The 12336-nt window shown below is 45.3% G+C and carries 6 protein-coding genes; 4 read left to right on the top strand and 2 right to left on the bottom strand.

Annotation, left to right across the window (positions count from 1 at the left end):
• Window positions 1–129: 129 nt before the first annotated feature.
• Complete coding sequence (gene lpxB / locus ACX0G9_RS10675; RefSeq protein ID WP_459064882.1) at window positions 130–1287, bottom strand: lipid-A-disaccharide synthase; 1158 nt, start codon at window positions 1285–1287, stop codon at window positions 130–132.
• A gap of 81 nt (window positions 1288–1368) precedes the next feature.
• Between lpxB and ACX0G9_RS10670 the strand changes: the two genes are divergently transcribed.
• Window positions 1369–2736 (top strand): APC family permease, encoded by a 1368-nt coding sequence (locus ACX0G9_RS10670; protein WP_459064881.1) that lies wholly within the window; start codon window positions 1369–1371, stop codon window positions 2734–2736.
• An 80-nt stretch (window positions 2737–2816) separates the two neighbouring features.
• Entirely contained in the window at window positions 2817–4244 is a 1428-nt protein-coding gene (locus tag ACX0G9_RS10665) for a glycoside hydrolase family 125 protein (RefSeq protein ID WP_459064880.1), read from the top strand.
• A gap of 64 nt (window positions 4245–4308) precedes the next feature.
• Here ACX0G9_RS10665 and tyrS read toward each other — a convergent pair whose 3' ends face one another.
• On the bottom strand, window positions 4309–5586 hold the full coding sequence (gene tyrS, locus ACX0G9_RS10660; RefSeq protein ID WP_459064879.1) for a tyrosine--tRNA ligase: 1278 nt from the start codon (window positions 5584–5586) through the stop codon (window positions 4309–4311).
• A 415-nt stretch (window positions 5587–6001) separates the two neighbouring features.
• On the opposite strand from tyrS, the gene ACX0G9_RS10655 reads away from it, so the two are divergent.
• Window positions 6002–7180: a putative type IX sorting system protein PorV2 gene (locus ACX0G9_RS10655; RefSeq protein WP_459064878.1), complete on the top strand. Its 1179-nt coding sequence runs from the start codon at window positions 6002–6004 to the stop codon at window positions 7178–7180.
• Between the two features lie 37 nt (window positions 7181–7217).
• Window positions 7218–12302: a putative type IX secretion system sortase PorU2 gene (gene porU2 / locus ACX0G9_RS10650; protein WP_459064877.1), complete on the top strand. Its 5085-nt coding sequence runs from the start codon at window positions 7218–7220 to the stop codon at window positions 12300–12302.
• The last annotated feature ends 34 nt before the right edge of the window (window positions 12303–12336 follow it).

Here is a 12336-nt window from a genome sequence, read left to right as displayed (position 1 = left end):
GGCAGTTTACCACCAAGGAGGCCCGGATAAAACTAAAAAAACTTTATCCGACAATATTATATTGACTAGACACTAGGACATAGGCACCAGGAGGACATAGCACGGGTAATTAGTTTAACCCCTTCCCCTTCATAAAGGAAGAGATACTTTCATAAAGGCAGAAATGCTCTCCGCAGCCTGGGCAGAGGCATGGCCACCCTGACTCAGCAGATGGGTGAGATCTTTGTAGTCTTCCCGGAGTTGATCCTGCCGCTCCGGGTCATGCAGCAAACTTTCCAGTTCTATTTTCAGATTTTCCGGGGTCAGCTCATCCTGGATCAATTCCCTAACGACCAATTTATCCATGATCAGGTTCACCAGGGATATATACTTTACCTTGATCAGCCTTTTGGCAATCTGGTAAGAGATCGCGCTTCCTTTATAACAGACGACTTCGGGAACGCCGAAAAGGGCAGTTTCCAGGGTGGCCGTTCCTGAGGTGACGCATGCTGCCCTGGCCCTCAATAACAAAGCATAGGTCTGATTGCGGACTGTTGATACATTGGGGTATCCTTCCAGTAAATCTGTATAAAAATCATCTTCCAGGCCCGGCGCTTTGGCAACGATGAACAAATGATCTGGGAAATACCTGCTCACTTCCAGCATGACCGGCAATTTTTTCAGGATCTCCTGTTTGCGGCTTCCGGGGAGAAGGGCGATGATAGGTGGGGGGGCATTATCATTATGATTGGAAATTGGAGGGGTAATGAGGAGGTTCTCCTCGTTTTTTCCTTTCTGTTTATACCGGTCGATCACTTCTACCAGGGGATGACCGACATATTCCACTTCATAATTCCATTTCTGATAGAAAGCTTTTTCGAAGGGAAGGATGACCAGCATTTTGTCCACACATTCCTTTATTTGTTTGACCCGGTTTTCTTTCCAGGCCCAAACCTGGGGGGAGATGTAATAGATGATCCTGTAGCCCTGGCTGTGGGCCCATTTGGCAATCCTGAGGTTAAAACCCGGATAATCGATCAGGATCAACGCATCGGGTTTGTATTGTTCGATATCGTCTTTGCAAGCCTTTAGATTGGCAAAGATGGTCCGCAGGTTCATGAGCACTTCTACAAAGCCCATGAAGGCAAGCTCCTTATAGTGTTTGACCAAAACTCCGCCGGCCTGTTCCATCAGATCACCTCCCCAGCAACGGATCTCCGTTCCGGGTTCCTGCTTCTTTAATTCTTTGATGAGATTGCTTCCATGCAGGTCTCCCGAAGCTTCCCCTGCTATCATGTAATATTTCATCTGCGTAAAGATACAATAACTTTTTACCCAAACTTTTTACCCGGGATGGCTGCACTGGATTTTTTGCTACTTTAGTGCCTGATGTCTTCACTACACAATGCCCCGGGGCTGAAACGGGAAATCAGTTTATTACAGGCGACTTCCATCAACATGATCGATATGGTGGGTATCGGTCCTTTCGTCATGATGTCCATGGTCATACATACGGTGGGCAGTAATCTTTTTCTTTGGGCATGGATATTCGGCGCCTTCACGGCACTCGTCGACGGAATGATCTGGAGCGAATTGGGAGCCGCTTATCCGATGGCGGGAGGAAGTTATAATTTTTTGAAAGAGGCCTATGGAAAAAAGGGAGGCAGGCTGATGTCTTTTCTTTTCGTTTGGCAGACCTGTCTTCAGGCTCCCCTGGTGGTAGCTTCCGGCGCCATTGGTTTTGCCCAGTATTTCGATTATCTGATCCCCCTTGGTTTTTATGGTAAAAAAATGGTTTCCGGTGGCCTGGTGATACTGGTTGTTTTGCTGCTCTACCGGAATATCCGAACTATCGGGAAAATTTCGGTTTTGCTCTGGTCCGGGGTTATTATCACTATCCTTTGGATCATTATCAGCGGGTTCACGCATCAACAGGTACCTTATACTTTTATTCCTTCCGGGGGGCAATCTTTGTTCAGCGCTTCCTTCTCCCTGCTGCTGGGTCAGGCTTCAGTCAAGACCATATACAGCTACCTCGGTTATTATAATGTTTGCCACCTGGGGGCGGAGATCAAGAACCCCGGACGAAATATTCCCCGCAGCATTTTTATTTCCATTTTTTGCATCGCGGCACTCTACCTGTGCATGAACCTGAGCATCGTCGGCGTAATACCCTGGCAACAGGCCATGCAATCGGATTTTATCGTGAGCCTTTTTATGGAGAAGATCTATGGCCACCGGACAGCCATGGTGGCCACGGTGCTGATCCTTTGGATCGCCTTTGCCTCCCTTTTCGCCGTAGTGCTGGGTTATTCAAGAGTGCCCTATGCAGCAGCGGTGGATGGACGTTTTTTTTCCGTTTTTGCCAAATTGCATCCCACCAAAGGGTTCCCTTATGTTTCCCTTTTGTTCATCGGCGGTTTGGGTTTTCTTTTCAGCATCCGTCTGAAGCTGGAACATGCGATCAGCGCTATCCTCGCCATGCGGATCCTGGTGCAGTTCGTTGCACAGGCGATCGGAGTCGTTTATCTCCGGAAAAGAAAAGGAACAAAGGATCTGCCTTTTAAAATGTGGCTCTATCCCTTGCCGGTTATCCTGTCGGTAGGAATTTGGCTGTTTGTATGGTTCTCCACCGGTATTGCCGCAGTATACGGCTTAAGCCTGACCTGTCTCGGAGTCCTTGTTTTTTATTTTACGAAAGATATTTGGAACCGGGATGAATTGAATAAGGAAGAAGTGAATTTGCTAAAAAAATAAAGCCCGATATTTAGCAAATAATAGTCAAATGCATACCATTCAATTGTATAACTAAATATTCATTTTAATATTCATTTTCTATGCAACGCAGATCCTTTCTTCAAAAAAGCGCATTGGCCACCGCCGGTCTGTATCTTCCCGGTCAGCTTTTGGCCGGAGCCGGAAAAAATAGTACCGGTTTTCCCCTGGTCCGGATACCGGAAGGACAGCGGAAGTTCAGGAGTGTTGCCGTGGAAAAGGCTATCAGCGAGGTAAAATCGAAGATCGGCAATAAAGAGATTGCATGGCTTTTTGAAAATTGTTTTCCCAATACCCTCGATACTACTGTTGATTTTGAGATGGTGAACGGTAAACCCGATACCTATGTCATTACCGGAGACATCGACGCCATGTGGTTAAGAGATAGCAGCGCCCAGGTCTGGCCTTATCTGTCTTTGAGCAAGGACGATAAGGAATTGCAGCAATTGATTAAAGGTGTCATTTACCGGCAAACCAAATGTATGCTGAAAGACCCTTATGCCAATGCCTTTTATAAGGACGAAAATAAGATCAGCGAATGGAAACATACCGATATCACCGATATGAAACCCGGTATTCATGAGCGTAAATGGGAGATCGACAGTCTTTGTTACCCGATCCGTCTTGCCCATGGTTATTGGAAGATAACGGGCGATCTTTCTGCATTCGATCAGGATTGGCAACAGGCTATGTTGTTGGTCCTTAAAACCTTTAAAGAGCAGCAGCGCCTGGAAGGTGAGGGGCCCTATAGTTTTCAGCGGACGACCAGCTGGGCAACGGATGGTGTTCCCCTGAGCGGATATGGTTACCCGGTAAAACCCAATGGCCTTATCTGCTCCATGTTCCGGCCCAGCGATGATGCCACGCTGTTTCCCTACCTGATCCCCAGTAATTTCTTCGCACTGGAATCATTGTTGAATTTGCAGGAGATCGCCAAAAAAACGTCTATGGATGTTATCGGGAAAGCGGCATTGGAATTAAGTACCACCCTGAAAAAAGCGCTGGACGAAAACGCCAGGATAAAAACGGAAAAATCCGGAGAGTTATATGCCTATGAAGTGAATGGCTTTGGCAGTTTTAATTTAATGGATGATGCCAATGTCCCTTCTTTGCTTTCTCTTCCTTATCTGGGTGCGGCAAAACTGACCGATCCGGTTTACCAGCATACCCGAAAATTTGTCTTGTCCGAAAATAATCCGTTCTTTTTTAAAGGAAAGGCAGCCGAAGGGATCGGAGGTCCGCACGCCGGTATGAATATGATCTGGCCGCTCAGTATCATTATGCGCGGTCTGACCAGCACAGACGATAAGGAAATAAAGTATTGCCTGGATACCTTACAGCATGTGCATGCAGGTACAGGGTTTATGCACGAGTCCTTTCACAAGGACGATCCATCCAAATTTACCCGGAAATGGTTTGCCTGGGCAAATACCCTGTTCGGAGAATTTATCTGGAAGGTCTACCAGGAAAGACCGGCGTTGCTGGGGTAAAAAGACGTTACCAGGGTAAAAAGACATTACTGGGGTAAAATACTGGAAAAGCATGGTCTTTCTTTTACACGGCTTTCACCAGGTAATAATTCTTTTTTCCTTTTTGTACCAGCAGGTATTTTTTATGTAATAAAAACTGACTGTCAAGAATAAGCTGGGGATTGTCTACTTTTTTCCGGTTGATACTGACCCCCCCATTCTGGATCATTTTTCGGGCATCTCCTTTACTTTGGAAAATGCCCGCTTCGGCCAGGAAAGACACTACATCGATGCCCTGGCGGATCTTTTCTCCCGGGTAGTCAAATTTGGCCACACCTTCCATGGACTCCAGGTCGCTTTCACTTAGGGATTCTGCCGGAGCGGATTGATCGGCGAATATTTTTTCAGTAGTGGCCATCGCCTGCTGATACCCTTCTTCCCCATGCACAAAAAGGGTCACCTCTTTGGCAAGGGTCTTTTGTAAAAGGCGGTTTTCCGGCTTTGCCGTATGCTGACCCAGCAGTTCGGTAATGGTCTCCCTGTTCAAAAAGGTGAATATTTTGATCCATTGCTGAGCGTCGTCGTCTGTGGCATTCAACCAGAACTGATAAAACTGGTAAGGTGAAGTCTTTACAGGGTCCAGCCAGATATTTCCTTTTTCGGTTTTACCGAATTTACCTCCGTCCGCTTTTTTTATAAGGGGACAGGTAAAAGCAAAAGCTTCGCCACCCGATTTGCGGCGGATCAGTTCCGTTCCGGTAGTGATATTACCCCACTGATCGCTGCCTCCCATCTGGAGTTTGCAATTTTTGTTCTTGTATAACCAATAAAAATCATAGCCTTGAATTAACTGGTAGGTAAATTCGGTGAAACTCATTCCATTTTCACCTTCCAGTCTTTTTTTTACGCTGTCTTTTGAAGACATGTAATTCACGGTGATATGTTTGCCCACATCCCGGATAAAATCCAGGAAACTTATATTCCGAAACCAATCATAGTTATTCACCATTTCGGCTGCATTCGCAAGGGTAGGGGTAAAATCCAGGAATTGTTCCAGTTGTTTTTTTATACAGGCGAGGTTGTGGTTCAATACCTCCTCGCTCAATAAATTCCTTTCTTCACTTTTTCCGCTGGGATCACCCACCATTCCCGTCGCACCGCCGACCAGGGCAACTGGCTTATGCCCCGCCTTTTGAAGATGGACCAATAAAAGAATGGGTACCAGGCTGCCAATATGGAGGCTGTCCGCTGTCGGGTCAAATCCAATATAACCGCTGGTCATTTCTTTGTTAAGCTGCTCTTTGGTTCCCGGCATGCAATCCTGGATCATGCCCCGCCAGGTCAATTCTTCGATCAGATTCATTCGTTTGTTATTTTCAGGTTGTTATGGTTCAACGTGTTATCGATCTGTAAACAAGTCTCCCTTCGTTAGTCAACGGCTATACTTGTAATACTTTGAAAAACAATAATTTAAGACCGTTTTTGGAGCCGTTTTCGCCCATTTGTCCCGGCAAATTTAATGGATTCCGGCTACTTTGGGGTTAATGGGGGTTGCCTTGACAATAAACTGAACAAAAGCCCGTTATCCAAGACAGTCTGCGTAAAAGCCGTTTTTAGGCTATTTTCGTAGATTAAAACCGGGCAAGGCCCGGTTGTACACTTTGTGTACAGACATAATGATATTTCGGAAAAGGATTATTTTTCCAAAATCCTTTTCCGGAATTTAAATGACCCATAATCCCTTGAAGCATCCGAATTAAAACCATAACCATTGGCTTATGTTGAAAAGAAACCGGGGTATGCTTCGTCTGGGAGCCGTAGATACAATTAATACCAGACAGATTCCGATGATTAGATTTTACCTCTATTTTACGATCGTACCGCTATTCTTTTGTCTGGTAACTTCCGCACAATTCACCAAATATTCAAATGAGTTCTTAAATATCGGCGCCGGAGCCCGGGGGATGTCTATGGCCGGTGCACAGTCGGCCTCGGTCTCGGATGGGACGGCAGGGTATTGGAACCCGGCAGCCTTAGCGGATATCCGGGATCATCCCCAGCTTAATCTTATGCATGCAGAATATTATGCCGGCATAGGAAAATATGACTTTGCCAATCTGGTCCTGCCTTTAAAAGATAACAAACGGACCCTGGGGCTGACCATGTTACGTTTTGCGGTGGATGATATTCCCAATACCATTTTCCTGGTCCAACCAGACGGAACGGTAAATTTTGATAACATAACTACTTTCTCATCGGCAGATTATGCGTTCTTACTTTCCCTTGCACAGCGGGAAGAGCTATCGAATGGCCGGCATATCAATTTTGGTGTCAATGCCAAGATCATTCACCGGACAGCCGGTGATTTTGCCACTGCCTGGGGGTTTGGGTTCGATGCGGCCGTCCAGATCGTTGGCAAACGCTGGAAATTGGGTATCGTTGCCAAGGATGTAACTACCACCTTCAATGCCTGGTCATACAGCATCGATTCAGCCATGCGGCAGGTTTTCTACCAAACTCAAAATGAGGTTCCCGGTAAATCCACTGAGTTGACAGCTCCGCAATTGATTGTGGGAGGTTCTTATAATTTCCGTTTGAATCAAAAATTAAATCTGCTGGTGGAGGCTGACCTTGATTTCACCTTCGATGGCCGCCGAAATACGGTCATCAGCACCAATCCTGTAAGCATCGACCCGAAGCTGGGTCTGGAATTATCATTCAAGGATGTGTTTTTTGTCAGGGGAGGGATCAATAATTTCCAAAAAGCCCTTGACGACAAGGATACGACTAACCAAAAGAAGATCTGGATCTATCAGCCAAGTGTTGGCGCCGGTTTTAAGGTAGGGGATGTTCAGATCGATTACGCCTTCACCAACCTGGCCAATCAATCGTATCCCCTGTATACGCATGTTTTTTCCATCAGGATCGATATGAAGAAAAAGGAAAAAAAGAAATGAACACCGTTACCCCTTCGATAAACTGAAACCGAATATTATGAAGAAATATTTTACTTTACTTCTTTTATTAGGTACTCTTGGCCTTTGTGCCCAGAATTACAATAATGAATGGATCGATTACAATAAGACCTATTATAAATTTAAGGTAGGGGCTACCGGTCTTTACCGAATCCCTCAGTCCGTTCTTTCATCGGTCGGTTTGGGCGCAGTACCGGCAGAAGCTTTTCAATTATTTCGTAATGGAAAGGAAGTTCCCATTTATACATCTGTTTCTGGCGGCCCTTTAGGTGGAAGTGATTATATCGAGTTCTGGGGGCTTATCAATGACGGGGGACCGGATCAGCAGCTTTACCGCAATGCATCTTACCAGCATACGAAGAAATGGAGCCTGGAAACGGATACGGCAGTATATTTTCTGACGGTGAATCCTGCAGGAAATTTATTCCATTTTATCAACACAACGAATGACACACTGGGAACCAGTCTTACGGTAGAGCCCTATTTCATGCATAAAGCGGCAACCTATTTTAAAAATGGAGTGAATCCCGGTTTTGCCCAGATCATAGGAGAATATATTTATTCTTCTTCCTACGATATTGGGGAATTCTGGTCTTCGGCCCAAATCTATCCCGGTTCCCCCCTGGGTGATAATCAAAGTAACCTGGCAGTTTATCCCGGAGGTCCTGATGCTTCCGTCCGTTTCGGACTTACGGGCTGTGCGGATAATAAAAGGAATGTCCAGTTTGTTTTAAATAATTCGGTTCTGGCAGATACGGTAATGGACAGTTTTAATGATCTGCTAACCGAGCGGCCGGTTCCGATAAGCCTGATCAGTAGTAATTCGGCCACGATCAGTTATGTCAACAATTCAAGTGTAAGCACCGACAGAATGGTCGGATCTTTTTATGAAATAACTTATCCCCGGAAATTCGATTTCGCGGGACAGTCAAATTACTTTTTTGAGTTGCCAGCCAGGAATTCAGGCTATTTTTTAAAGATCAATAATTTCAACGTATCTGGGAGCGCCACTCCTGTTCTGTATGATCTGACCAATGGACTGCGGTATACGGCCATTACCGGCCCGGGTTCCACACTTTCTTTTTTGCTCGGAGGCTCCGGCTCCATGCGGAAACTAGTCCTGGTCAATGAAGATCCGTCTACTGTAAGGACAGTGGCAGGCTTAACCGGCAAAACCTTTTTAAACCTGAGCAATTCTACTTTTCAGGGTAATTACCTGATCATAAGCCATCCGGTCCTCTATACGGGTACCAGTGGCAATAACCCGGTACTGGATTATAAGAATTATCGCAACTCCCCGAATGGAGGAAGTTATAACACACAGGTATACGATATCAATGAACTCGTCGATCAGTTTGCTTTCGGCATCAAAAAACATCCACTGGCTGTTCAGAATTTCCTTCGGTATGCCCGGGCTGTTTTTGTTTCCAAGCCCCAATATGTTTTGCTGATAGGTCATGGGATGATCTATTCCGATTATAATTACTATAGCGAAACAGGGGCTCATGATCCTTTGGCAGACCGTCTGAACCTGATCCCGACCTTCGGGTATCCGGCTTCTGATAATAAATTAAGTGCTGACGATGGAGTGGGCACCATACCTATTACTCCGATCGGAAGATTATCGGTCGTATCCGGGGCCGAGGTGGAGATCTACCTGGATAAATTGAAAGAGTATGAAAAGGTTCAGCAAACTGCACCCAATACGATCGATGGCCGGTTATGGATGAAAAATGTGCTTCACCTGACAGGCGTCAGCGAACCTTTCCTGGGGGCTGTTATTTGCAATTATATGCAGGGGTACGCGCAAATTATTGCCGATACTTTATTCGGCGCCACTATTTCCACTTTTTGTGATGGGAATACATCGGCGGTAACCCAGGTTCCGGGCGACCAGGTTGCCAAATTATTCAACACAGGGTTGGGTATATTGTCCTACTTTGGCCACTCCTCCAACACGGTATTGGGTTATAACCTGGATGACCCCCAGGATTATAACAGCACCGGAAAATACCCGGTATTTTACATAAATGGCTGTGATGCGGGAGACTTTTTCCTGTACGATGCCAATCGGTTCTCTGCAGGCAAGACTATCTCCGAAAAATATGTACTGGCCAAGGACAAGGGATCCATTGCCTTTATCGCAAGTACTCATTTTGGGATTGTGAATTATCTGAATATCCTTCTTTACCAATTATATAATAATATCAGTGGTAAGGACTACGGTAAGTCCATAGGTATCACACAAAAAAATGCCTTATTACAATCCGTGAATGTGAATCCGGGGGATTTTTATGCCCGCCTCACCGCGGAAGAAATGACGATTCACGGAGACCCCAGCCTGAAATTAAACCAGCAAAGTCTTCCGGACTACGATATCGAGGCTTCCCAGGTTCGGATAAACCCGAGTTTTATTTCAGTAAGTAATAATAATTTCACGGTCAATTGCCGGTTCTATAATTTGGGAAAAGCAGTTTCCGATTCTATTTCCGTGCTGATACAACGGCAATACCCTAATGGAAGCATCGTTACGCTTATCAAAAAGAAAATACCCGGAATTCGTTATTCCGATTCCCTGCAAATAACGGTTCCTATCATCAGCACCCGGGATAAAGGGCAGAATAAGATCATCGTCACTATTAATGCGGATAATAATGTCCCGGAAATTACCCTGGCTAATAACTCTGTAACCAGCACCATTTATATTTATGAGAATGATGCTAAACCAGTTTATCCTTATGATTATTCCATAATCAATACCCCCACATCAAAACTAATAGCCTCTACGGCCAACCCTTTCAGCGTTTCACAGCAATTCGTCATGCAGATCGATACCACCCTTTCGTTCAATTCTCCGGCAAAGGTGGAAAAGTTTATCACATCTGTAGGGGGAGAGCTGGAATTCAGTCCGGGAATAACTTACCAGGACAGTGTCGTCTATTACTGGAGGGTGGCGATCGTGCCGGTTACCCCGGGAGGCCAGTATACCTGGAATAATGCTTCTTTTGTTTATATCGACCCGTCAAGGTCCACCGAAGGATTTAATCAATCCCATTATTTTCAACATCTGGCTTCAACAGGAGATAGCATAAGCCTGGGGGCTAACCGTCAATGGGCCTTTGGGATGAATAGCATTAATGTATATCAACGTAATGCCGTCTTTCCAACTGCCGGGAATCATGATATCGATTTTTCAGTTACCGTGAACGGGGATCAAAAGATTCAAAGTGCCTGTGTGGGATTCTCCTTAATATTCAATGTATTCGATCCTGTAACCTTCAAACCCTGGTCAAATGTCGATGCAAATGGGAATAGTTTATTCCTGAGCGGCAGCGGATCCGCCAGTTGCCTTCCTTCCCGTAACTGGAATTTTGAATTCTCCTATATGGACGTCCAGGACAGGTACAAAATGATGCGGTTTATGGACAGCATTCCCAATGGATATTATGTGACGGTAAAAAACATACCTTCCGGTGATCCGGCCAGCAATACATATGCCAAAGACTGGAAGGCGGATACCACCTTATTCGGACCCGGCAATTCCTTATATCATCGTTTGGTGGCGGCGGGCTTCGTTCAAATGGACTCTTTTTACTTTCCAAGGGTCTTCCTTTTTATTTACAAAAAAGGAGAGGCAACCTTTACTCCGCAATATAAATTCTCGACCGGCATAGATGATAATATCACCTTATCCACAGAATGCCCTGCTCCTTTTTACGCAGGCAGTGTTACTTCACCAAAATTCGGGCCGGCCCGTAAATGGAACAGCGTACACTGGCGCGGAACAGATCTGTCCAACCCGGTCACAGATACCATTGGCGTCCAGGTAATAGGGGTCGATTCGGTTGGTAATACCACAGTCCTGTACAACCTTACCCGGTCCAACCAGGATTTCGATATTTCCGCTGTCAGTACCAAACAATATCCTTACCTGCAGTTAAGGATGGCCACTTCAGACTCCGTTCACGCCTTACCCTTTCAGTTACAATATTGGCGGATCAATTACCTGCCTGTTCCGGAAGGGGCTTTGGCGCCAAATATATTACTGAAGACGAAGGATACCCTGAATTTAGGAGAGCAGCTGGAATTTGCCATTGCCTTTAAAAATGTCAGCCCCTATCCATTCGATAGCATGCGGTTAAAAATGTATATCCTGGACCGGAATAATGTATCACACCCGATCTCTCTGCCAAGAAGAAAACCCCTGATTAGCGGTGATACGGTGATCCTGCATTATGTGATCGATACTAAGAGTTACCAGGGATCCAATACGATCTATGTGGATTTCAACCCGGATAATGACCAGCCGGAATATTACCTGCTCAATAATTTCATGTTCAGAAATTTCTATGTGAAAGGGGATGGCCGCAATCCTCTCCTGGATGTCACTTTTGATAATGTACATATCCTGAACGATGATATTGTATCGGCTAAACCCCATATTCAGATCAAGCTTCAGAGCCAGTCTCCCTATATGTTGCTTACGGACACTTCTTTGATCACGCTAAAACTCAAATACCCGGATGGATCCATCCGTTCCATCAGTTTTAACAGCGATACCGTACGTTTCACTCCTGCATCCAGTGGTACGAATAATGCAGCCGTTGTGGATTTTACCCCATCCTTTCTCAAACAATACAATCCTGACGGGGATGAATATGAATTGATCGTTTCGGCGAAAGATGAAATTGGCAATACTGCAGGGACTGCACCTTACCGGGTGAGTTTCAAGGTCATTTCCAAACCCATGATCTCGAATTTCCTGAATTATCCTAACCCATTCACTACGTCCACTGCTTTTGTGTTTACCATTACCGGCAGCGAAGTGCCCCAAAATATAAAGATCCAGATCCTTACTATAACCGGTAAGATTGTCAGGGAAATCACGAAAGATGAATTAGGACCGCTGCATATCGGGCGGAATATCACGGAATTCAAATGGAATGGTACGGATATGTATGGCCAAAGATTGGCTAACGGAGTATATCTGTATCATGTGGTGACCAATTTAAATGGCAAATCCCTGGATAAATACCAGGCGACGGGTGATGTTACCAATAAATTCTTTACGAATGGATATGGGAAAATGTACCTGATGAAATAGACAAGGTCCGGAAGTTGATCGGGAAGAACATCTC

It is taken from the genome of Flavitalea flava, from assembly GCF_054461575.1.
The sequence above is the reverse complement of the archived record's forward strand: the minus strand, read 5'-3'. Positions and strand labels throughout refer to the sequence as shown.